15 protein-coding genes and 1 tRNA gene are annotated in these 22,825 nt (G+C 64.5%); 4 read left to right on the top strand and 12 right to left on the bottom strand.

Annotated elements, in window-relative coordinates:
• Positions 1-101 precede the first annotated feature (101 nt).
• Positions 102-1,478 carry a signal recognition particle protein gene (gene ffh / locus AC13GA_RS04560; protein WP_004149025.1) on the bottom strand — a complete coding sequence of 459 codons (1,377 nt, stop codon included), beginning with the start codon at positions 1,476-1,478 and terminating at the stop codon, positions 102-104.
• A 122-nt stretch (positions 1,479-1,600) separates the two neighbouring features.
• Between ffh and AC13GA_RS04555 the strand changes: the two genes are divergently transcribed.
• Positions 1,601-2,395, top strand: coding sequence for a cytochrome C assembly family protein (locus AC13GA_RS04555; RefSeq protein WP_482997607.1), 795 nt, complete (start codon positions 1,601-1,603; stop codon positions 2,393-2,395).
• A gap of 102 nt (positions 2,396-2,497) precedes the next feature.
• On the opposite strand, the gene AC13GA_RS04550 is transcribed toward AC13GA_RS04555, so the two are convergent.
• From AC13GA_RS04550 to radA, 4 genes are all read right to left on the bottom strand, one after another.
• Positions 2,498-2,962 (bottom strand): YqhG/Tai3 family protein, encoded by a 465-nt coding sequence (locus AC13GA_RS04550; protein WP_482997606.1) that lies wholly within the window; start codon positions 2,960-2,962, stop codon positions 2,498-2,500.
• Between the two features lie 92 nt (positions 2,963-3,054).
• Positions 3,055-5,361: a tetratricopeptide repeat protein gene (locus tag AC13GA_RS04545; RefSeq protein WP_253079813.1), complete on the bottom strand. Its 2,307-nt coding sequence runs from the start codon at positions 5,359-5,361 to the stop codon at positions 3,055-3,057.
• Positions 5,362-5,409: 48 nt separating this feature from the next.
• Entirely contained in the window at positions 5,410-7,266 is a 1,857-nt protein-coding gene (locus AC13GA_RS04540) for an ATP-binding protein (RefSeq protein WP_136638331.1), read from the bottom strand.
• A gap of 153 nt (positions 7,267-7,419) precedes the next feature.
• The gene (gene radA, locus AC13GA_RS04535; RefSeq protein ID WP_046983278.1) at positions 7,420-8,796 is read right to left on the bottom strand and encodes a DNA repair protein RadA; all 1,377 of its coding nucleotides are present in this window, start codon (positions 8,794-8,796) and stop codon (positions 7,420-7,422) included.
• A 149-nt stretch (positions 8,797-8,945) separates the two neighbouring features.
• Here radA and AC13GA_RS04530 point away from each other — a divergent pair, with 149 nt between their 5' ends.
• Positions 8,946-11,003 carry a putative bifunctional diguanylate cyclase/phosphodiesterase gene (locus AC13GA_RS04530; RefSeq protein ID WP_482997605.1) on the top strand — a complete coding sequence of 686 codons (2,058 nt, stop codon included), beginning with the start codon at positions 8,946-8,948 and terminating at the stop codon, positions 11,001-11,003.
• Positions 11,004-11,212: 209 nt separating this feature from the next.
• On the opposite strand, the gene cyoD is transcribed toward AC13GA_RS04530, so the two are convergent.
• From cyoD to cyoA, 4 genes are read right to left on the bottom strand one after another with little or no spacing between them, the layout of a single operon-like run.
• On the bottom strand, positions 11,213-11,554 hold the full coding sequence (cyoD, locus tag AC13GA_RS04525) for a cytochrome o ubiquinol oxidase subunit IV (protein WP_004148769.1): 342 nt from the start codon (positions 11,552-11,554) through the stop codon (positions 11,213-11,215).
• Positions 11,554-12,192 (bottom strand): cytochrome o ubiquinol oxidase subunit III, encoded by a 639-nt coding sequence (gene cyoC / locus AC13GA_RS04520; RefSeq protein ID WP_012510428.1) that lies wholly within the window; start codon positions 12,190-12,192, stop codon positions 11,554-11,556. Before cyoC ends, cyoD begins: the two co-directional genes overlap by 1 nt.
• The gene (gene cyoB, locus AC13GA_RS04515) at positions 12,189-14,186 is read right to left on the bottom strand and encodes a cytochrome o ubiquinol oxidase subunit I (RefSeq protein ID WP_012510427.1); all 1,998 of its coding nucleotides are present in this window, start codon (positions 14,184-14,186) and stop codon (positions 12,189-12,191) included. Before cyoB ends, cyoC begins: the two co-directional genes overlap by 4 nt.
• A gap of 2 nt (positions 14,187-14,188) precedes the next feature.
• Positions 14,189-15,229 carry a ubiquinol oxidase subunit II gene (gene cyoA, locus AC13GA_RS04510; RefSeq protein WP_046983282.1) on the bottom strand — a complete coding sequence of 347 codons (1,041 nt, stop codon included), beginning with the start codon at positions 15,227-15,229 and terminating at the stop codon, positions 14,189-14,191.
• Positions 15,230-15,581: 352 nt separating this feature from the next.
• On the opposite strand from cyoA, the gene AC13GA_RS04505 reads away from it, so the two are divergent.
• A complete protein-coding gene (locus tag AC13GA_RS04505) occupies positions 15,582-16,214 on the top strand; it encodes a GyrI-like domain-containing protein (RefSeq protein WP_046983283.1) in 633 nt (210 codons plus the stop codon).
• Positions 16,215-16,227: 13 nt separating this feature from the next.
• Positions 16,228-16,563, top strand: coding sequence for a hypothetical protein (locus tag AC13GA_RS04500; protein WP_482997604.1), 336 nt, complete (start codon positions 16,228-16,230; stop codon positions 16,561-16,563).
• 91 nt (positions 16,564-16,654) lie between these two features.
• Here AC13GA_RS04500 and AC13GA_RS04495 read toward each other — a convergent pair.
• The 3 genes from AC13GA_RS04495 to AC13GA_RS04485 form a co-directional block, all read right to left on the bottom strand.
• Positions 16,655-16,730 (bottom strand) — tRNA-Thr (locus AC13GA_RS04495).
• Between the two features lie 269 nt (positions 16,731-16,999).
• Positions 17,000-19,222, bottom strand: a complete 2,223-nt coding sequence (locus tag AC13GA_RS04490) for an RHS repeat-associated core domain-containing protein (RefSeq protein ID WP_482997603.1) — start codon at positions 19,220-19,222, stop codon at positions 17,000-17,002.
• Entirely contained in the window at positions 19,222-22,641 is a 3,420-nt protein-coding gene (locus AC13GA_RS04485; RefSeq protein WP_482997602.1) for a DUF6531 domain-containing protein, read from the bottom strand. Before AC13GA_RS04485 ends, AC13GA_RS04490 begins: the two co-directional genes overlap by 1 nt.
• Positions 22,642-22,825: the final 184 nt, after the last annotated feature.

The raw sequence follows: 22,825 nt of genomic DNA, 5'->3' as shown, positions 1-22,825 counted from the left end.
AGTCGAGCTTGCTCGACTGTTTGATTGTTTGATGCGGCGCCTCGGCGCCGCCGCCCGAGCATGGGCTCGGGCGCTACATCAGAGTGCGGACGGGGCCCGTATCAACGGAACGGCATGCCGCGGCCGCCCATGGCGCCCATCATGCCCTTCATGCTGCGCATCATGCCCTTCATGCCGCCGCCGGCCATCTTGCTCATCATCTTTTCCATCTGCATGTACTGCTTCATGAGCTTGTTGACGTCGGCCGGGGTCACGCCCGAGCCCTTGGCGATGCGCGCGCGGCGCGAGCCATTGAGCAGGTTCGGGTTGCGCCGCTCCTTCTTGGTCATCGAGCTGATGATGGCGATCATGCGCGGCACTTCCTTGCCCTGGCTGACCTGCTGCTTCAGGTGGTCGGGGATGTTGCCCAGGCCCGGCAGCTTGTCCATCAGGCCGCCGATGCCGCCCATGTTCTGCATCTGCTCGAGCTGGTCGCGCATGTCGTTCAGGTCGAACTTCTTGCCCTTGGCGACCTTCTCGGCCAGCTTGGCGGCCTTGTCCTTGTCGACCTGCTGCTCGACCTGCTCGACCAGCGACAGCACGTCGCCCATGTCGAGGATGCGGCTGGCGATACGGTCCGGATGGAACACGTCCAGGCCTTCCGGCTTTTCGCTGACACCGACGAACTTGATCGGCTTGCCGGTGATGTAGCGCACGCTCAGCGCGGCACCGCCACGCGCGTCACCGTCGGTCTTGGTCAGCACCACGCCGGTGAGCGGCAGCGCATCGCCGAAGGCCTTGGCGGTGTTGGCCGCGTCCTGACCGGTCATGGCATCGACCACGAACAGCGTTTCGGCCGGGTTGACCGCCGCGTGCAGGGCCTTGATCTCGGCCATCATCGCTTCGTCGATGGCCAGGCGGCCGGCGGTATCGACCAGCAGCACGTCGACGAACGACTTGCGCGCATCGTCAATGGCGGCGCGGACGATGGCTTCCGGCTTCTGGTCGGCGCTGGACGGGAAGAACAGCACGCCGACCTGCTCGGCCAGGGTCTTCAGCTGTTCGATCGCGGCCGGACGGTAGACGTCGGCCGAGACCACCATCACCTTCTTTTTGCGCTTTTCCTTCAGGTGCTTGGCCAGCTTGCCCACGGTAGTGGTCTTGCCGGCGCCCTGCAGGCCCGCCATCAGGATGATCGCCGGGGCCGGGACATTCAGGTTCAGGTCGCTGGCTTCGGCGCCCATCACCGCGGTCAGCTCGTCGCGCACGACCTTGATCAGGGCCTGGCCCGGGGTCAGCGACTTCAGCACTTCCTGGCCGACCGCACGCACCTTGATGCGCTCGATCAGGGCCTGCACCACGGGCAGCGCGACGTCGGCTTCGAGCAGCGCAATGCGGACCTCGCGGGTCGCCTCGCGGATGTTCTCCTCGGTCAGGCGGCCGCGGCCACGCAGGCGCTCGATGGTGCCGGAAAGGCGCTGGGTCAGGGACTCGAACATGCGGTACGACCTGTCTGAAAACGGGGGACAATAAGGCAGACAGTATAACGGGTCCGCCCTGCCCGCCGGACTGCGACGCTGCGGCCGTCGCCACCACCGCGGGGGTATGCGAAACTGCAACGATGACAATCGTTCTCATCGCCGTCCTGCTCTACCTGGCTGCCAGTGCCCTGCTGGTGCGCGCGCTCGGCCGCGATGAAACCACCGGCTCCCCGGGCTGGCTGTGGCCGGCCCTGCCGGCAATGCTGCTGCATGGCGGCTACCATGTGATGGTGGCGATGCGCACCAACGGCGGGCCGGACATGCACTTCTTCGCCGCACTGTCGCTGGTCGGCCTGGGCATGGCCTGGCTGACCTCGCTGGTCGGTGCGCGCGGGCGCATGTCGGCACTGGGCGTGGTGGTGTTCCCGCTGGCCGCGGTACTGCTGCTGGCCTACCACGGCTACGGCCACGAACCGAGCAAGGTGCTGGGCTGGCGCCTGGCCAGCCACGCCTGGCTGGCGCTGCTGGCCTACGCCACGCTGAGCATCGCCGCGCTGCTGGCGATCATGCTGTGGCTGCAGGAGCGCGCCCTGCGTCGCCGCGAGTTCCGCCCGTGGCTGCGGGCGCTGCCGCCGCTGGCCGACCTGGAATCGCTGCTGTTCCGGGTGATCACCGTCGGCTTCGCGCTGCTGACCCTGACCCTGGTCACCGGCGTGCTGTTCGTCGACGACCTGCTGGCGCAGAAGCTGGTGCACAAGACCGTGCTGAGCGTGCTGTCGTGGATCGTATTCGGTGTGCTGCTGATCGGCCGCCGACGCTACGGCTGGCGCGGCATGAAAGCGGTGCACTGGACGCTGGCGGCGATGCTGTTGCTGTTGCTGGCGTTCTTCGGCAGCCAGTTCGTGATCGAACTGGTGTTCGGGCATTCGCGATAAAGGCGTGCCGACCAACGGTCGGCACCCACCCCGGTAGTGCTTGCCGCTGGCCGGCAATCGCAGATGGAGTAGCTCCACGCCATGCGTGGATGCCGTAGACGGTCAAGGCACCGGCTGGGCCAGGATCTTCCGTACCGAACGACCGCTGTTGGTAAGGATGTCGTCCACCTGCCAGCAGCCCTGGCCCTGGCGCTCCATCGGCAGGCGGGTCAGGTAGGCCGTATTCCATACCGAATAGCGCATTTCAACCTGGCCCGTCGTGGCCGAGATCTCTTTCCAGCTGTAACGCACCGGGCTGTCGATGTCACCGTCCTGGGCGTCCAGCCACGGATCGGAATCGATGGTGCAGATGCCTTCCTCACGCACCTGGCAGGCGCGCTCGCCACGCAGGGCCTTGGCGAAGGCCGGGCTGACCAGCGCCGGCGGCGGCTCCAGCAGATCGCCATTGCCGGTGGTTGCCTCGTAGAAGGCACGGGCCACAGCCACTGGTTCCTGGCAGGCCTGCGCGGCCTGCACGGCGGGGGCCAGCAGCAGCCCGGCGATCATGAACATCCCTGTCTTTCGCATGTATATCTCCTTGAGGTAGTGCCGGCCGCTGGCCGGCAACACAGGATCTCATGGCGTTGCCGGCCAGCGGCCGGCACTACCCGATATCACGCTTACAACCCGTAACGCTCGATCACGTCCAGGTGCGGCTGGCGATCCTGGTCACAGGCCTCGGCCAGGCGCAGCCAGCAGTGCGGGTGCGGCCACTTCGCGGTCTCCTGCTGCAGGAGGCGGTGCAGCGCCAGCGGCGCATGATCCTGCGGCTGGGCGACGGTGAACAGCACGCCCGGCAGGGTGCCCTCCTCCATGTCCGGATCGGTCACGGTGTAGTCCGCACGGCTGTGCGACCACACCTTCCAGCCCTGTGCCTCGGCGGCTTCGACGAAGGCATTCCACGCGTCTTCGCCCGGGTGCGCGCCGTCGACCAGCCAGCTGCGGGCAAAGCCGCCGCGCTCCAGCACATGCACCTGCGCATAGGTCGGGATGAAATGCTCGCGCGCTTCCTCTTCCTCCGGCGCCGGATGCACCAGCGCAGCGTCGAACACCACCCAGTCGCCCACCTGCTGCGCACGATTGGCCGGCGCGTTCTCGACGATGCGTGCGGTCACCGGGCCACTACGGCGTGCGTAGTATTCCATCGGCTCGCCATTCTCTTCGCTGCGGATGATCACCCAGCCCCACGGCTCCTCGACCACGCCGTCCTGGCTGGACAGCTCCATGCCGATCGCCGCCGCCGAGCGACGCACCGCGTCCCAGTCGCGTGCCGCGCTGGCCGCACTCATGTGGTCCCAGTGCGCGGCGTTGGGCTCTTCCAGCAACTCCACCAGCTGCGCATAGCTGGCCTGCGCCTCGCTGAAGCGACCGGTTTCCATGTACATCCGCGCCAGCGTGCCGCGTGCGCCATGCGAGCCCGGCGAGGCCGCCAGCAGCGCCTGCGCGGCCTGCTCCAGCGCCGGCCAGTCCGACACGCGGCGGGCGCGCTGCACCTCGCACCAGTGCGCGAACACCGGCACGCTGCCGCGATAGGTATCTGCCAGCTGGCGTAGGCCGTCGTCGTCGCCCTGCTCGGTCAGCCAGCGCATCAGCGTGTAGGCGGCCGGGCCATCGTCCTGCGCGTGCGCGCGCACGAAGCGCCACAGCAATGCGCGCGCTTCCGTCTGTGCACCACAGGCGCTCAGCGCAGAGGCGGCCATCTCGGCCAGCGCCTCATCATCTGGCAGCTGCGCCTGTGCCTGCAGCAGCCACTGCGCCTCACGTTCGGGATCGCGCGACTGATTCTGCTCCCCCTGCTCGTTCAGCCAAGCCAGCAGTTCAGCGGCCGGCACCGGCAGCGGTGCGACCTCCGGCAACGCATCGATGCGCGCAGCCAGGCCCGCCACCAGCGCAGCCGCACCGCGGTCCTGGCGCAGCTGCGCCAGATGGCTACGGGCAAGCTCCAGCTGGCGCTGCGCGACCCAGCGCGCGCCACGCTGCAGGGCCAGCTCCAGGCTCAGCGCGGCCACCTCGATCAGCAGGCGGTGCGAGCCGACGCGGGCGAAGTGTTCGATGATGGTATTGAAGCGCGTGCCCAGGTCCCAGGTATTGCGCGTCGGATCACGCTGGCATAGTGCGGCAGCTGTGTTCGCCCACAGCCGCCAGTATGTCGGCGTCAGCTCGCTCCACGGCACCAGCTGCTGCAGCGCCTCTTCGTCGCGGCCCAATTGAGCCAGCGCCCAGGCTTTGGACAAGCGGCGCGGCACCGTACAGTTGGCCGGCTCGTACTCGCCGGACGCGGCCACTTCGGCCTCGCGCTTCTCGATCAGTACCAGCGCTTCTTCGGCGCGGCCCATGCCCAACAGGATCTTGATCTGCATCTCCGGGAAGCTGTCGAACACTTCCTTGCCACAGGCTTCGATCGCATCCGACTGCACCTGCAGGTAGTCCAGCGCGTCCTGGCCGCGACCATCGTCAAGCAGTGCATCGGCCTTCTCGCAGCTCAGGCACTGGAAGCAGGCCCAGCTCGGGTCGATGCGACCCAGTGTTTCATCGCACACCTCGATACGTTCCGGCACCCAGCCGGGGCCATCGATGTTGCCGTAGCAGGCAGCCAGGTCCTGGGTCACGCAGATCGACTGCGGGCATTCCAGGGTGTCCTCGCGGTGCGCACGCTCGAACAGCGCCACGGCTTCGCCCAGCGCGCTTTCACCTTCGACGCGGTTGCCGACGCGGTTGCGCAGTGCCCAGTGGCCGACGTAGACATCGACCCAGGGGTTGTCCAGCGCCTTGCCCAGCGCACGCGCTTCGGGCAGCAGTGCGTCAACGCGGTCGACCTGCAGTTCGCTGACCTCGTCGGCGAGACGGTTCAGCAGGTGCGCGTTCTGCGCCTGGCCGGCCTGGCGCAGGTCACCCTGCAGTTTTTCGACCCAGTTCCAGATGTCCATGGGGTAAATGCTCCTGTCTAGCGAAGGCTGGATGAGAGGGGGTGGTGCTCAGCGCAGCATCTGCTGCAGGGCACCGGCAATATCGGCGAAGGCGCCATTGAGATCCGGGCCGGGCGTGGCGGCCGTGCGAGCCAGCGGACGGCCCTGCGCGGCGACGATGATCTTCAGCGAACGCAACAGGCGTGCAGCGGCTTCGGCCTGCGGATGTCCGTCGCGCTGGGCGCGCAGCAGGGCCTGCACCGCCGGGTTGTCGAGATTGAGGTACAGCCGCGACGGCGCGCGCGATTCGATGCGCGCGGTGAACTGCCGGGCCAGGCGCAGCGCCGCCATTGAAACGCGCTTGTCGTTCTCGTCGTCTTCCAGGCGCTGCTTCAGCTCTGCCTCGCGGTCGGGCACCACCACTACCGGCAGCGCCTCCGGGCTGAAGCGTGCGGGCAGCAGCTGTTCACCATCGCCCAGCTGCTCGCGCAGCCACGCCAGCTGCGTCTCATCAAGACTGTCATCGGTACGGAACAGCGCGCGATTGCCCTGCTCGGTGCCGAGTTCGACCAGACGCAGGCCCTTGGCCTGGGCCCAGCGCCGCAGGAACGGCACCACCGCATAGCGATGGCCGTGCGCCACCGGTACGCCCATCGCGCGGAACAGCATTTCCTCGAAGCCGCCGCCGTTGTCGAGGATGACGTGCACCGCGCCACGTGCCGGCAACGCGCTGGCCGGCAGGTCGCCCTGCGAGGTCGGCACGCGAACATGCTCCAGCAGCAGTTCGAACAGGCGGTCATCACACAGCGCCGCGCCCAGCAGTGCCTCGTTGTGGCGGCTCAGCACGCGCCGCCAGGCTTCCGGCTGTTGCCGTGCAACGTCGGCCAGGCCATCGATCAGCGCTTCCAGCAGTGCATGCTGCACGGCGCGGTACTGGTCGTCACGCTGCAGGTCCTCGCGGCTGGCAGTGGGCGTCAGCCGCGAGGATTCGATCACACCGCCAATGAAGCCGGCCCACGGCGGCAGCAGGTCGCGCGCATCGTCGTCCAGCAGCATCCCGCGCACGAACACCGACAGGTTGCGATTGTCGCTGGTGCCGTAGGTGGCACCGTCCTGCACCCATAACATGCCTGTGGCATCGCTGCTGCCGTCCGCGCGCAGCGGCACGGTCACGATGGGCTCGAAATCATGCTCGAAGCGCGCCGCGAACTGCAGCGCCTGGCGCCGCGCCTGCACCGGATGCACGGCGACCTCCCCCTGGCCGCGCCACGGCGGCGGCTCAGGGTTGAGCGCCTCGGCCCCGGCGCCGATGAAGATCGGCTCGGACAGCAGCGCGCAATAGCGGCCCAGCACCTCGTGCAGGCGCGCTTCGTTGGCCAGTGGCAGGAAATCCGGATGCAGCTCCAGCTCCACCTCGGTGCCAACCGCACGCGCAGGCATTTCACTGACGGTGTACTGCTCGGCGTTGCTGGACACGTACAGGTGCCCCAGCTCCGGCGTCTGGTACGAGGTGGTGCGCACGCTGACCCGGCGTGCCAGCACGAACGCCGACAGGAAGCCGAGGCCGAACATGCCGATCAGGCCTTCATCGTCCTCGCCGCCCTGGCGCAGGCCACGGGTGTAGCCAACGCCGACAGTGGCCAGGTAATCATGGATCTCCTGGCGGGTCAGGCCGGCGCCGGTATCGCTGATGCGCAGCACGCCAGCGGCGGCATCGACCTGCACCGAAATGCGCGAGGGCACCTCGACGCCAGGCTGTTCAATGCGACGGCGGATGATCGAGTCGTGCGCGTTCTGCACCAGCTCGCGCAGCGCCACCACCGGGGTGGAATACAGGTGCTTGCCCAGCACCGTCATCAGTCCATTGAGATCGACCCCGGCGCGACGAATTTCGGCGTTGGGGGCGGTGAGTGCGGTGTCCTGCATGTAATCGGTTACTCCTGGGCACGGAAAGACGCCAGAGGGCGCCTTCGTCGAGCGGGAAAAACTAGCACAGGGAGGCTGACCGTTGCCGTGTTTGAGGTCGTATTCCAGATCCGCGCCGGTAGCGCCGGGCATGGTCCGGCGCTACCGGCGCGGTCACGCCGCGTCGATGGCCTCGGACAGGCGCTCCACTGCGATCACTTCCATGCCCTTCACCGAACCACCCTTGGGCGCATTGGCCTTGGGCACGATGGCGCGCTTGAAACCATGGGTGGCGGCTTCGCGCAGGCGGTCCTCGCCGTTGGGCACCGGGCGGATCTCGCCGGACAGGCCGACTTCGCCAAAAGCAATCGTCTTTTCCGCCAGCGGGCGGTCCTGCAGCGAGGACAGAACCGCCAGCAGCACCGGCAGATCGGCCGCGGTTTCCTGCACGCGGATGCCACCCACGACATTCACGAACACGTCCTGGTCGCCGACCAGCACGCCGCCGTGGCGATGCAGTACCGCCAGCAGCATCGCCAGGCGGTTCTGCTCCAGGCCGACCGCGACACGGCGCGGGTTTGACAGCGGCGAGGCATCGACCAGCGCCTGTACTTCCACCAGCAGCGGCCGCGTGCCCTCGCGGGTGACCATGACGCAACTGCCCGGCTGGTGGGTGCTGCCACCAGACAGGAAGATCGCCGACGGGTTGGAGACCTCCTTCAGGCCCTTGTCGCCCATCGCGAACACGCCCAGCTCGTTGACCGCACCGAAGCGGTTCTTGAACGCGCGCAACAGGCGGAAGCGACTGCCGCTCTCACCCTCGAAATACAGCACCGCATCGACCATGTGCTCCAGCACGCGCGGGCCGGCGATGCCGCCCTCCTTGGTCACGTGGCCGACCAGGAACACGGCGGTGCCGGTCTCCTTGGCGAAGCGCACCAGCCGTGCCGCGCTCTCGCGCACCTGGCTGACCGAGCCCGGCGCGGCGGTCAGGCTCTCGGTCCACAGGGTCTGCACGGAGTCGGCCACGATCAGCCGCGGGCCGGCCTTGGACGCGTGTTGCAGGATCGATTCGACCCCGGTCTCGGCCAGCGCGTTGACGCCGTCCAGCGGCAGCTCCAGGCGGTGCGCGCGACCGGCCACCTGGGCCAGTGATTCCTCGCCGGTGACGTACAGCACCGGCAGCACGGCGGCCATCTTCGCCACTGCCTGCAACAGCAGTGTCGATTTTCCGATGCCCGGGTCGCCACCGACCAGCACCACCGCGCCCTCGACCAGGCCACCACCCAGCACGCGATCGAACTCGCCGATGCCGGTCGAGACCCGGCGATGCTCGGTCTGCTCGACGTCCTTCAGCGCGGTGATCTTTGGCGGGTCGATCTTGCCGGCCCAGCCGGCCCGGCGCGAGGCCGGCGCCTTGGCCGCCGCCGCGCTTTCCAGCACGATTTCCGACAGCGAGTTCCAGGCGTTGCACTCGGTGCACTGGCCCTGCCACTTGCTGAATTCGGCGCCGCATTCATTGCAGACGTAGGCGGTGCGGGCTTTAGCCATCGGATGATTTCCAGCAACGGGAACAGGCGTGGCAGGATAGCCGAGCCGGGTCGCAGCTGCTGCGACCGCTCAAGTCCCGCCCACCTGCGCCGATAGGGGTCGCGGGCGTGCGCCTTGCGGGCGCCCCTCCCTCCCCCACTGGATCCGACATGACTGGCAGTTACAGTCAGAGCCTGGTCACCATCTCCCTGCTGGTGGCCATTCTTGCTTCGTACACGGCGCTGGACATGGCCGGCCGGCTGGCCACGGCCGAAGGCCGCGTGGCGCGCTGGTGGCTGGCCGGTGGCGCGGCGGCGATGGGCCTGGGCATCTGGTCGATGCACTTCATCGGCATGCTCGCCTTCGACCTGCCGATCCCGGTCGGCTACGACCTCGGCATCACCCTGTACTCGCTGGCAGTGTCGATCGGTGCTTCGGCCTATGCACTGTGGCTGGTGTCGCGGCCCAGCCTGCCGTGGCGGCGGCTGCTGGCCGGGGCGGTGCTGATGGGGCTGGGCATCGCCACCATGCACTACCTGGGCATGGCCGCGATGCGCATGCAGCCGGGTATCGACTACCACCCAGGCTGGTTCGCCGCTTCCATTGCGGTGGCCATCGGTGCCGCAGGTGCGGCGCTGTGGATTGCCTTCCGGCTGCGGGCCGAGCAGCGCAACACGCTGCGCCTGCGCGCCCTGGCCTCGCTGGTGATGGGGCTCGCCATCGTCGGCATGCATTACACCGGCATGGCCGCCGCACGTTTCCCTGAAGGCAGCATCTGCGGCGCGGTCGGCAGTGGCGGCATCGACACCCGCTGGCTGGCGGTGCTGGTGATCGTCACCACCGTGGCCACGCTGGGCATCGCTCTGGTCGCCTCGCTGTTCGACCGGCAGATGCGCGTGCGCACCGGCCTGCTGGCCGATTCGCTGGCGCACGCCAACGACAAGCTGATCCAGGCCGCCCTGCATGACCCGTTGACCCAGCTGCCGAACCGCATGCTGCTGCAGGACCGCATCGAGCAGGCCATCGAGAAGGCGCACCGTCGTGGCCGCGCGGTGGCGGTGATGTTCTGCGACCTGGACGGCTTCAAGGCGGTCAACGATGCCTACGGCCACCAATTGGGCGACCGCCTGCTGGTGGCGGTGGCACAGCGCATCGGCGGCCTGCTGCGGCCGCAGGACACCTTCGCCCGCCTCGGCGGCGACGAGTTCGTGATCGTGCTGGCCATCGATATCCCGGACGACGCGGTGGTGGTGGCCGAACGCATCATCGCCGCCGCCGGCGAGCCGTTCACGCTGGATGCGGCCGAACTGCAGGTCAGCGCCAGTCTCGGCATCGCCCTGTACCCGGACGATGCCAGCAACGAGCGCGAGCTGATGGCGCACGCCGACGCGGCGATGTACCACACCAAGGAAACCGGCCGTAACGGCTATACCTTCTTCACTCCGTCGATGCAGCTCAGTGCCAACCGCCAGCTGCGCCTGCTGCAGGACCTGCGCAAGGCGATCGCGCGTGACGAGCTGCTGCTGCACTACCAGCCGAAGTTCCCGGCCGCTGGCGCACCGGCTACCGGCGCCGAGGCCCTGCTGCGCTGGCAGCACCCGGAACTGGGCCTGCTGGCGCCCGATGTGTTCATTCCCATCGCCGAGCGCAGCGGCCTGATCCTGCCGATCGGCGACTGGGTACTGGACCGCGCCTGTGCGCAGCTGCGTGCATGGCACGAGGCCGGGCATACGGAATGGTCGATGGCGGTGAACCTGTCGCCGCTGCAGTTCGCCTCGCCGGCGCTGCTGGACAGCGTGCGCGAGGTGCTGCAACGGCACCGGATCGAACCGGCGCGGCTGACCCTGGAAATCACCGAGACCACGGCGATGAAGGATGTCGACGCCAGCCTGGCGATCCTCAACGATCTGACCGCGATGGGCGTGCATATCGCCATCGACGATTTCGGCACCGGCTACTCCAGCCTGCTGTACCTGAAGCGGATGCCGGCCACCGAACTCAAGATCGACCGTGCGTTCGTGCACGACCTGGAGCGCAACGACGAGGACGCCGCCATCGTGTCGTCGATCATCGCGCTGGGCCGCACCCTGCAGTTGCAGGTGGTGGCCGAAGGCGTGGAGACCCAGGCACAGCGTGAGTACCTGAGCGAACTGGGTTGCGACCAGTTGCAGGGCTACCACCTGGGGCGGCCGATGGAAGCGGACGAGTTCCTGCGCCGGGTGGGTTGAGCCGGCGGTTCATCCACGCATGCCGTGGATCTACGGGTAGTGCCGGCCGCTGGCCGGCTTCCCGCAATTGCCGGCCAGCGGCCGGCACTACCACCACACACCTGCCATGTCCGGCGGCATTGATGCGTCGCCGGGCATCACCCGGCGCTACCAGTAAACAAAAAGGCCGCCCGAGGGCGGCCTTTCTGCGTGGCAACGTCGCGAAGACGTCAGTGCATCATGTGCACGTTCATGTTGTGCATGACCCACAGGGTACCGACCACGATGATGCCGATCACCACCACGGTGAAGGCCGCAGCGTTGACGTTCCAGCGGCTTTCCGAAGAGCGGTCCAGGTGCAGGAAGAACACCAGGTGGACCAGCATCTGCAGTACCGCGGTGATCGCGATCACCACACCGTTGACGGTGCGCGAGAAGTCGCCCGACATCACCATCCAGAACGGGATGACGGTCAGCACCACCGCCAGCACGAAGCCGATCAGGTACGACTTCACGCTGCCATGGCTTTCGCCGCCGGCGGCATGGTCGTGTGCATGGTTGTCATGTGCCATTACAGCGCTCCATTGAGGTAGACGACGGAGAACACGCCGATCCAGATCAGGTCCAGGAAGTGCCAGAACAGGCTCAGGCACGCCATGCGGGTCTTGTTGGTCGGGGTCAGGCCGTACTTCTTCAGCTGCACGAACATCACCAGCAGCCACAGCAGGCCGGCGCTGACGTGCAGGCCGTGGGTACCGACCAGGGCGAAGAACGCCGACAGGAAGGCACTACGGTCCGGACCATAGCCCTGATGGATCAGGTGCTGGAATTCCCACACTTCCATGCACATGAAGCCGAAGCCCAGCAGCCAGGTGATGCCCAGCCACAGGTACATCTGGCCCATCTGCTTGCGGTGCATGGCAATCATGCCCAGGCCGAAGGTCAGCGAGGAGGTCAGCAGCAGCGCGGTTTCCCATGCCACGAACGGCAGTTCGAACAGGTCCTTCGCGGTCGGGCCACCATCGGTACCGCCGGCCAGCACCACATAGGTGGCGAACAGCGAGGCGAAGATGAGGCAGTCGCTCATCAGGTACACCCAGAAACCGAAGACGGTGTTGCCGCCGGTGTCGTGGTGCTCGTGGTCGTCATGGCCATGGGCCGCCGCTTGCGCGGCGTGCCCGTGGCTCAGGGTCGAGGTATTGGTGCTCATGCCTTCAGCTCCGACTTCACCAGGCCCTGGGATTCCAGGTGCTTGCGGTGTTCGTTCTCGATGCGTTCCACCTCGGCAGCCGGGACCCAGTAGTCCACGTCCTGGTCGAAGGTGCGGTAGATGAACGTGGCGATCATGCCGACGAAGCCGACGATGGCCAGCCACCAGATGTGCCAGATCATCGCGAAGCCGAACACCAGGCTGAAGGCACCGATGACAACGCCCGTGCCGGTGTTGCGCGGCATGTGGATGTCGGTGTACTTGGCCGGCTTCGGCCAGGCTTCACCACGCTGCTTGCGCTCCCAGAAATCGTCCAGCTCGGTGACTTCCGGCAGGCTGCCGAAGTTGTAGAAGGCCGGCGGCGAAGAGGTTTCCCACTCCAGCGTACGGGCATCCCACGGGTCGCCGGTCAGGTCGGCGGTCTTCTTGCGGTCGCGGATCGACACGGCCACCTGGATGATCTGGCACAGGATGCCGGCACCCACGATGAAGGCACCTGCGGCAGCCACCAGCAGCAGCGGCTCGTAGGCCGGGTTGACCGTGCTCTGCAGACGACGGGTCATGCCCATGAAGCCCAGCACGTACATCGGCATGAAGGTCACGTAGAAGCCGATGAACCAGCACCAGAACGCGCACTTGCCCCAGAACTCATTGAGGCGGAAGCCGAACATCTTCGGCCACCAGTAGGTGATGCCGGCGAACATGCCGAACACCACGCCGCCGATGATGACGTTGTGGAAGTGGGCGATCAGGAACAGGCTGTTGTGCAGCACGAAGTCGATGGCCGGGATCGCCAGCATCACGCCGGTCATGCCACCGATGGTGAAGGTGACCATGAAGCCGATGGTCCACAGCACGGGCGTGGTGAACTGCACGCGACCGCGGAACATGGTGAACAGCCAGTTGAAGATCTTCACGCCGGTCGGGATCGAAATGATCATCGTCGTGATGCCGAAGAAGGCATTGACGTTGGCACCCGAACCCATGGTGAAGAAGTGGTGCAGCCACACGATGAACGACAGCACGCCGATGCAGGCGGTGGCGTAGACCATGCCCTTGTAGCCGAACAGCGCCTTGCGCGAGAAGGTCGCGATGACTTCGGAGAACACACCGAACGCCGGCAGCACCAGGATATAGACTTCCGGGTGACCCCAGATCCAGATCAGGTTGATGTACAGCATGGCGTTGCCGCCACCGTCATTGGTGAAGAAGTGCGTACCCAGGTAACGGTCCAGGGTCAGCAGCACCAGGGTGATGGTCAGTACCGGGAAAGCCGCGACGATCAGCACGTTGGTCACCAGGGCGGTCCAGGTGAACACCGGCATCTGCATCAGCTTCATGCTGGGGGTACGCATCTTCAGGATGGTGATGAAGAAGTTGATACCGCTCAGCGTGGTACCCAGGCCTGCGACCTGTAGCCCCCAGATGTAGTAGTCCATGCCTACGCTTGGACTGTATTCGATGCCAGACAGTGGCGGGAACGCCAGCCAGCCGGTGGCAGCGAACTCACCGATCCACAGCGACAGCATGATCAGCACCGCGCCGGACACGAACAGCCAGAAGCTGAGCGAGTTGACGAACGGGAACGCGACGTCGCGCGCACCGATCTGCAGCGGCACGGCCAGGTTCATCAGGCCGGTGATCAGCGGCATCGCCACGAAGAAGATCATGATCACGCCGTGGGCGGTGAAGATCTGGTCGTAGTGGTGCGGCGGCAGGTAACCCTCGGACCCGCCGACGGCAAGCGCCTGCTGGGTACGCATCATGATCGCGTCGGAGAAACCGCGCAGCAGCATGACGAAGGCGACGATGAGGTACATCACGCCGATCTTCTTGTGATCCACCGAGGTGAACCACTCCTTCCACAGATAGCCCCACAGCTTGAACTTGGTGATCAGGGCCATCACGCCCAGGCCACCCAGTACTGCGCCGATCAACGTCGTCAGGACGATCGGATCGTGGGGGATCGACTCAATAGAGAGTTTTCCCAACATGTTCATTCTCCCGAGCCCGCGTGGCCGGCATGGCCTGCGTGTTCGTGTTCGTTGGCATCCAGGTTTTCACCCGATTCCTTGGAATCATGTGCATCACTGGGGGCATGGCCCTCGTGCGCTTCATGGCTGGCGGCATCGGCAGCGGCGGCACCGGCGTGCGAGTGCTTCATGCCGTAATGCTTGTTGTCGCCCATGTGCTTGGCGAGGACCCAGTCGAACAGGCCTTCTTCGGTCTTGCCGAAGTAGGTGACCGGATACCACTCGGCGTTGCGCGCATCACCCAGGGCCTTGAACGAAGCCTTGTCCAGGGTCTGATCGCCGGCGCGGACCTGGTCCAGCCACTGGCGGTATTCGGCATCGGTGACCGAGTAGGCGGTGAAATGCATCTTGGCGAAGCCCGCGCCGCTGTAGTGCGAGGACATGCCCGGGAATTCACCGGTCTCGTTGGCGATCAGATGGAGCTTGGTCTCCATCGCAGCCATCGAGTAGATCATGCTGCCCAGGTGCGGGATGAAGAAGGCATTCATCACCGTATCGGACGTGATCTTGAAGTTCAGCGGCGTGTTGACCGGGAACTTGATTTCGTTGACGACCGCCACCTTCTCTTCCGGATAGATGAACAGCCACTTCCAGTCCAGCGAGATCGCCTCGATGGTGACCGGCTTGACGTCCGATTCCAGCGGCTTGTACGGGTCCAGCGCGTGCGACGAACGCCAGGTCAGGACCGCCAGCACCAGCACGATCATGCAGGGAATGGACCACACCACCACCTCGATCGCCGTCGAGTGGGACCACTTCGGCTCGTAGCGGGCCTTGGTGTTGGAGGCGCGATACTTCCACGCGAAGGTCAGGGTCATGATGATGACCGGGATGACGACCAGCAGCATGAGCACGGTAGCCGTGATCAGCAGGGTCTTCTCATCCTGGCCGATCTGGCCCTTCGGACTGAGGATGGCCACGGCATCGCAGCCGGTGAGCATCACCAGCAACGACAGCAGCAGGCCCGGGCGCAACCAGCGCCCAAGGGTTTTCAACGGAATCATCGGTCGATCCAATTGCGAGGGAATGCCGTTCCCCGTCCTGCCTGTTCCGGCCAAAGCCGGTCCCACCTGTCCGGAAGACAGGCAGGGAGGTGGGGTCGAGTCAGCCTTTCAATTTTAGGCCGTCACGCACCATTTAAGAAAGGCATTGACAATGATCGAGCGCAGGAAAGGCCTGATTCTGACTGCGACACGTTGTCGCACTGCGTGGCATGGCGGGCAGAACGCCCGAGCGCAGCATCCTGGCACCGGGCGATGGCGGGGGCTCCGACCGGGTTCGGCAAAGTCTACTGAACCTGTTCAGGCATGCTTGCCGGGGCATGGACATGGGATGCTCCACGCAGGAGGAAGGCCCATGGACAAGATCGACTTCAAGCGACGCGATCGCGCGCTGTACCAGCCCCCGGCGGGCCGGTTCGTGACGGTGAACGTACCGCCGCTGCCCTACCTGATGGTCGACGGCCACGGCGACCCGAACACCGCCCCGGCCTACCTGCAGGCGGTGCAGTGGCTGTACGCGGTGAGCTATGCGCTGAAGTTCGCGTTGAAAGCCGACGGACAGGACTACGTGGTGCCGCCCTTGGAAGCGCTGTGGACGGCCGAGGATCCCGCCAGCTTCGTGGCACGCCGCAAGGATGAGTGGGTGTGGACGGTAATGATCCGTACGCCGGAGGGGATCAGTCCAGAGCAGCTGGAGGCTGCCCTCGGCAAGGCGCGGAAGAAGCTGGGTGAGGCGCCGGCCAGCCTTCGCCATGAAACGCTCGAGGAAGGTCTCTGCCTGCAGACCCTGCATGTGGGTGCCTACGATGACGAAGGGCCGATCCTGGCGCATCTTCATGACGAGCTGATGCCTGCTCTGGGATATGCCTTTGCCGGCCCCCATCACGAGATCTACCTGAGCGACCCGCGCAGGACCGAAGCCGCTCGGCTGAAGACCGTGCTGCGGCAGCCGGTGCGCTTGCGCCCTGGTGAGGGCTCACGCCCATGACACAAGGAACGCCATGCGCCTGATTGCCAGACTGCTGCACTGGACCACCCTGCCCGCTGGGCGCCGCGTGATGGCCGTGCTCGGTACGGTGCTGGTGATCGTGCTGGCCTGCAGTCCGGATCTGCTGCCGTTGTTGCCGGTGGTGGATGCGCTGGGGCTGGATGTGCTGGCGCTGTTGCTGGGTGCACAGGTGATGGCGATGCTGCCTTGGTTGCGGGAGGCTGGCCTGCGATCTGCGCGTGTGTTGCGGCGGTTGCTGCTGGGTGTAATGGCCGGTGCGGTGGGCGGGTACCTGCGGCAGCTCGCGTGGTGGTTGGCGCGGGATGCGGTGATGGTGAGGCGCCAATGAAGGTGTGTTTCCATGGGTGAAGCTGCCGACCGGCCATTGCCCGTGGGCACAAACAAAAAGCCCCGACCAAGGTCGGGGCTTTTCATGCAACTGGTGCCGGAAACAGGAGTCGAACCTGCGACCTACGCATTACGAATGCGCCGCTCTACCAACTGAGCTATTCCGGCGTAGCAGGGAATTGTAGGGCGTGCTGTTCGGTAGGTCAATCCAAGTCCGGCCATTGCGACTACCCCCGCTTGCCCCTGCCGCGGCGGATCGACTGCACTGTCAGGAAAGCGATGAACAGGCAGAAGAATGCGAATCCCGCCAAGGCTACATCGTGCATGCCTCCCAGCTGTCCAGCCATTCCCCGGTTCCACAGGTAACGGATCGCTAGAATAACGATAAGCAGCGTCACCACCAGATTGACCCACTTCATATTGGCTCTGAACATAGATTACTCACAGGTGCAGGAATCGTCGGCGGTCTGCTTGGCGCCCTTGATCGTACTCAATACATCCGAATCTGTCGCCTTACCTCTCAGCATCCCGCGAACACCACGCAATGCGCCTGAGTAGGTAGTGACCTTGGAGGCCAATCGCCCAAACTCGGCACCATGTGCGCCAAGCAATGCTCCGCCCACCTGCTCGTAACTCGACGGCCGCTCGATGCCGTCGAATGCGGTCATGAACCCATTGACGCCATCATTGATGCTTGCATATCCGTTCGCCGCCACGGCCATTGAACCCAATACAACTTCCGACTGCTCGCCGGCCGCGGCGATCGCCGCACTAGACAACGCCATTGACATCGTCGCGTAGCCTTCGACCACATCGGCTACGCCCAGCACGGCCCCCAACAGGTCAACCTTTTTCTCGTCTTCTCCGCACTCGGCCAGGCCCAGCGGATCGACCCGGCTGAGCGGATTGCTGCCTACGTAAGCGTAGGTATTGGTACCCGCTGCCAATCCCACGGGATCGCTCTGCACATAGCGGGCAATGCTTGCATCGTAGTCGCGGAAGCCGTTGTACCAGAGCCCGGTCTCTGCATCCTGATACTGCCCCGGGAAACCGATGTTCAAGCCACCAATGTCGTCCTGCTGCACGCTGCGGCCAAACGCATAGTTGTAGGCCTTCCAGACTGTGGCACGGTTGCCGTTGCTGACGAATTCAGGACGCCCCAGGTGATCGGTGTGGACGAAGTTGACCTGACCGCTGCGCCCCAACCCCACCAGCTCGGTGCCGAACCAGAAGTAGTTCGACCATGCACCATTCTTCAACTCGGCCAGCATCTGGTTCTGCCCGGCATAGAAGTAATGGGTGGTTTCGTTGGCGTTGACCTTCGCCACCCGTTGACCCTGAGCATTGAGCACATAGTCGGTGATGAATCCAGCCACGTTGCTGCGACTCATGCGATTGAATGGAGTGTAGTCGAAGGTCGTGACCCGGCTGCCGGCCGTCTCGCTGATGCGATTGCCGAGCGCATCATACTGATAGACCCGGCTGCCATCCTGGTTGGTGTAGTTCAGTACCCGGTTGCTGCTTGGGTCGATGCCGTACTGGGTCAACTGATTTCCAGCTTGATAGCGGTTGTGGTTGCCACCGGCATCGTAAGTCAACTGGTTGCTGACCCCAAAGCGGCTCAGACTGGTCAACCGGCTCAGCGCGTCGTATCCGATGGTCTGAGTCATGCTCGGAGTGACTGTATCGACGATGCCGGTGATCTCACCATCGGCGCTGTACTGGTAGTCCCAATAACTCAGCTTGGCGCTGTTCGGGCCCCAGACCGACATGGCGGTCAGGCGCCCGTCCAGATCATGGTTGTAGCCGCGCACCAGGCCGTTGCCGTAGGCCATGTGCGCGCGCGCGCCCGTGGCTTTCCAAGCTGCCTGGGTAATCACCGGCATGGTCGCTCCATCGACCACTGCGGATAACGAGGTCAGGTGGCCGCCTGTGTCGTAGCCGTAGTTGGCCTTGTCGCCATTGGGATAGGTGATCTCGCTGAGGCGGCCGATGCCATCATAGGCATATGTAGTGCTGTGGTCGGTCTGCTGCCCATGGGCCAGAGTAAAGTCGCGCCGGATCCATACCTGGCCACTGGGAACGAAGGCGAAGTGAGTGGATGACTCCGGTGCAGCCAGCCCACACAGCCGGCCCTTGCCCCAAGCGCACCAGTCGTAGCTGAAGTCCTGCCGCTGCCCCTCCGATTCGATCGAGGCCAGCCGCCCCAGTCCATCGTAACTGTAGCCAACGGTGCTGCCATCATTGCGCGTCGTCACCGTCCGCTGGCCCGCTGCATTGTACTGATGGATGGTAGTGCCAGTGTCCGCGCTCACCTGTTTGAGCAGCTGGCCGAAGCCATCGTGCTCATACGTCGTCGCCAATCCGCGAGGATCAATTACCTGGACCGGGCGATCACCGAGGTCATAGGACAAGCTGGTACTGCCACCGGCGGCGTCGATCGACCGCACCACCCGTCCAAGCGGATCATAGCTCAAGCGGGTGACCCGATTCTGCGAATCGGTGATCTGGGTTACCCGCCCTTCGGCATCGTAGGCGTAGCGGATGTTCTGTCCATTGTTGCCGCGTTCGGCGACGACGCGGCCCAATTCGTCATAATCGTAGTTGACGCTGAAGGTCACCGCGTTCAACCCCATCATGGTCAGCGCAATCATGGACATCAGCGGGCTCCTTCCAAAGTGTCCAGCCACACGGGCGGGGTAACGATCATCGGCTCCTGACAATCGAGGCTGCCGGGTCCACCCGGGCAGTACCAATCAAGGTTCTCCACCACGATGCCCACATACGGATTGGGCCCCCATGCAGTACCGCTGGTCGCCATCCGCGCGACATAGTTGTAAGTCCCAATACCCACACCGTTGTGATACGGAGCCACGTCGAACTCGAAGGTGGCGACACCACCCGGCGGGACCGGTGCCGACAGGCCGTGTGACTGGGTGAGGAAGTCTTGCCCCCAGGCAAGGTAGGTATTGCCGTCCCACGTAACGTTACCGGTGTTGCGCACCTGCGCCGTCAAGGTCACCTGTTGGCCGTTGTAGATGTGGGTCGACGACGCGTTGAAGGTTATGAACTCCGCATTGCGTACGATCGACGGAACGGTGAACGTTCCCGAACGGTTGATGGTTAGGTTTGCTTGGCCGACCGGAGAGATGCCATGTACGTGGATAGACTTGCCGCCGTGCGTCTGGCGCAGGCCAGCATCCAACGGAAGCTTGAACCAATAGGCAGAGCCCTTTGCCTGGCAGGCGTTGGCAACATTTCCATCGGTGGGCAGGTTGGCGCGCCCGCTGACGGCGAAGGCGCCTGCACCGGCGGATCCACCGACATAAGCGTGCACATCGATGGACGCATCCACACCGACCGAGCAGGCCCAGCCTTCAACTGAGAAATTGCCCTGGCCATCGTGGGTGACTCCACTGATATCGCCGGCGATCGTGGCTTGGGGGATGGCGAACACACCCGAATTTCCCAACGCGCGGTTGTAGCCGCCTCCCTGCGGGGACAGACCATAGATGACGATCTTGCGCCCACCCAACTGCTGCCGTTGGGCAAGCGTTACCGGCAGCTCGAAACGATAGGCACTCCCCCCAGCCTGACAGGCCGCTGCCACTCCACTTTCACTGGCCTTGTTCGCCAGAGTCCCGGCAAGGAACACTCCACCGTCGGCATACCCATGTACTTCAATGGATGCGTTGGAGCCCGTAGTGCAGGCCCACCCGCGCAAGAACCAGTTCCAGTTTGCATCATGGGTAAGTTCATCAATCACACCGGTCACGGAGCTGCCCGCCGGAAAATCGGCGTGAGCCACTTCTTTGCGGATCACATTCGATGCTGCGTCATAGCTGTAGCGTGTCCACGCATAGGTGCCATCGCCAACCGGGACGACTTCGGACAGCAGTCGGCGCGCAGCATCGTACTCGTAGCGCTCGGTCACTCCATCTGGACGTGTCACGCTGGCAAGGTTGCCAGCGCCATCGTAGCCGAAGGTCGTGGTCGCCCAGTTGTTGCCAAAACTCTCGCGTTGGGTTGCGACGCGGCCGCGCGCATCATAGACATACTCAATGATCTGGCCGTTCAGAGTCGTGACCCGGGTCGGCTGGCCGAGGCCATTGTGTCCGCTGTAAGTAGTCGTGTGGCCCAACGCATTAACCACACTGACCAGGTCACCCTGGGAGTTGTAGGTCGATGTCACGTCGTCCTGCGCCAGTGGCCCGTCGGTCCTTACCGAAGCGGTCAGACCGTTGCCATGGTAGGTGTAGGTCTGGGTGACCGTGCGGGCCTGCCCTGCCACGCCACGACCGCTCAGATTGTGTGCCGTGGTACTGGCCAGGTTGCCGCGCGCGTCATAGGCATAGACCACTTCACTGTCGCCGACGACTGTGACCTTCAACGGCCGGTTGCGCGCGGTGTCCCACTCATAGGTCGTCGTCCGCTCGGCGCTGCTGCCCACTGCTTCGACTTGCTTCAGCAGGTAGCCCTGCGCGGTGTAGTCGAAATTGATGAGATTGTCGGCGAAATCGTGGACTAGGTCGGGATAACCATTGCTGTCGTAGCTGCGCTCCTTGTAGGACGCCGCACAGCGTGGTGAGGCATCGCCGGCGACCGAGACTTGCCGCCCCTCTTCGTACGAGTAAGTGGTCTTCCGCCCCAGCGGACTGGTCTCAGTCACCTTGATCCTGATCGGGCGCGGCTTGGTTTCCATTGCGTTCAGCGGCTGCGCGCCGTTCCCCGCCGTGATTGCCATGTTCGCGGCACCAGCGCCCAGCTGAATCGGGCCCGGCAAGGAACGCGGCTGATAGCATATGCGACCATTGCGGGTGTCCTCACACCAGCCACGTTCCTCATCATTTCGCACGCCGCCAGGACGAATCGGCGACGGGGGAGGTGCCACGGCCTCGCTACTCTGCACGTTGTAGCTGAAGGTGTAGCGTTCGACGCCGCCACTGTGCTCACTGAGCGTGGCTCGCTTGTTCTCGTCGTAGGCAAAGGTGGAATAGCGCACACCGTTGAACGACTTGCCGGTCAAGCCCCCCGGGAAGCGTCCATCCTCATAGTGATAGCTGACCGTAGTGGTCGGTGCACCCGGCAGTGTCGTGCTCGCAAGGCGACCACGGCCGGCACCGAAAACGTTTGCTGTATAGGCGTACTGGTAGCTGTTGCCAGATGGGTCGGTGACCTGGGTGACTTGTCCCCCGGTCCAGACGAACTGCACCCGTCGCCCCGATGAGTGGGTGACGCTCTGAAGGTACCGGTTGTTGTAGGCGAACGTCCAGGCCACGCCCTGTTCGTTGCGCAGCTCGGTGATGTAACCCTCGGCACTATAGGTTTCCGTGCCGCGCTCCTCATTGTGAAGAGTGAACGTGCCATTGGCATTCTTGACGATGTAGGCCACGGCCTGCGCTTTGGTTTCGTTCCAGCGACCGCTGCCGGTATCAAGCTGGAACTTGATGCGGCGACCATCCGGTCGTTGGTTCCAGGCGATGGACTGGCCGCCGGAGAACGCGAGCGAGAAGTCGAAGTTACTCAGCCAATGGTTGCCGAACAGGCCGGTCGCACTCCAGTGGTGATTGTAGGTACGCTGCAGGAACAGGCCCATCTCACCTGCACTAGCGAAGTCCACCTCGGGTTCGATCTTGTTGCCCGAATAGAGAACGACAGGATTGCCGCGGACGTCGTCCTTGTTGATGCCGCACAGATCGCTGCGGTCATCGGTTTCCTGTTCCTTGGCGGTCTGCGAAGGCCAGACCCCTCCGTTTCCGTAGCCACCTCCTCCTCCGCCTCCTCGCCCCCACAATCCGCCGAGGGTCGGTGTCGATGTCAAAGGCGGCCGGACGGTAATGCCAGGCAGGCTGGTGGTACCACCTGTCGGTGGCTTGACCGTGATCCGACCAAGATTGGAAGTACGTGGCGCGGGTGCCGGAGGTGAACGAGAGCCGGCTCCTCCTTTACCGTCCTTTTTGTAGACGACCTTGGCCGACTTCGCAGCGGTGGGCTCGATCGCCGGACCGCAAAGGAACAGGGAAATCGCAGACAACAACAGAAAACTGGAACGGGACGTACCTGTCGCACGGAGCTTCATGCTCTCTCCAAATCCTGTGGATGAAATCAACGAACTGTGAAAATCCTGAACTCAATATGAATTTTTCGAATTGTATCGATCCGTTCACAAAACGCAAGCATTGCGCAACATCACCCAGGCAGGCAGATGCCTTGGCTTCACATCGCACTGTTGCCAGCGCTGAAATTGCACTTTGAACGGGTCA

Source organism: Stenotrophomonas sp. 22DLJC03 (genome assembly GCF_056861405.1).
The sequence above is the reverse complement of the archived record's forward strand: the minus strand, read 5'-3'. Positions and strand labels throughout refer to the sequence as shown.

Excerpts from the sequence above, each read along its gene's own strand:
- ffh (WP_004149025.1), bottom strand. The coding sequence starts at position 1,478 with ATGTTCGAGTCCCTGACCCAGCGCCTTTCCGGCACCATCGAGCGCCTG.
- AC13GA_RS04555 (WP_482997607.1), top strand. The coding sequence starts at position 1,601 with ATGACAATCGTTCTCATCGCCGTCCTGCTCTACCTGGCTGCCAGTGCC.
- AC13GA_RS04550 (WP_482997606.1), bottom strand. The coding sequence starts at position 2,962 with ATGCGAAAGACAGGGATGTTCATGATCGCCGGGCTGCTGCTGGCCCCC.
- AC13GA_RS04545 (WP_253079813.1), bottom strand. The coding sequence starts at position 5,361 with ATGGACATCTGGAACTGGGTCGAAAAACTGCAGGGTGACCTGCGCCAG.
- AC13GA_RS04540 (WP_136638331.1), bottom strand. The coding sequence starts at position 7,266 with ATGCAGGACACCGCACTCACCGCCCCCAACGCCGAAATTCGTCGCGCC.
- radA (WP_046983278.1), bottom strand. The coding sequence starts at position 8,796 with ATGGCTAAAGCCCGCACCGCCTACGTCTGCAATGAATGCGGCGCCGAA.
- AC13GA_RS04530 (WP_482997605.1), top strand. The coding sequence starts at position 8,946 with ATGACTGGCAGTTACAGTCAGAGCCTGGTCACCATCTCCCTGCTGGTG.
- cyoD (WP_004148769.1), bottom strand. The coding sequence starts at position 11,554 with ATGGCACATGACAACCATGCACACGACCATGCCGCCGGCGGCGAAAGC.
- cyoC (WP_012510428.1), bottom strand. The coding sequence starts at position 12,192 with ATGAGCACCAATACCTCGACCCTGAGCCACGGGCACGCCGCGCAAGCG.
- cyoB (WP_012510427.1), bottom strand. The coding sequence starts at position 14,186 with ATGTTGGGAAAACTCTCTATTGAGTCGATCCCCCACGATCCGATCGTC.
- cyoA (WP_046983282.1), bottom strand. The coding sequence starts at position 15,229 with ATGATTCCGTTGAAAACCCTTGGGCGCTGGTTGCGCCCGGGCCTGCTG.
- AC13GA_RS04505 (WP_046983283.1), top strand. The coding sequence starts at position 15,582 with ATGGACAAGATCGACTTCAAGCGACGCGATCGCGCGCTGTACCAGCCC.
- AC13GA_RS04500 (WP_482997604.1), top strand. The coding sequence starts at position 16,228 with ATGCGCCTGATTGCCAGACTGCTGCACTGGACCACCCTGCCCGCTGGG.
- AC13GA_RS04490 (WP_482997603.1), bottom strand. The coding sequence starts at position 19,222 with ATGTCCATGATTGCGCTGACCATGATGGGGTTGAACGCGGTGACCTTC.
- AC13GA_RS04485 (WP_482997602.1), bottom strand. The coding sequence starts at position 22,641 with ATGAAGCTCCGTGCGACAGGTACGTCCCGTTCCAGTTTTCTGTTGTTG.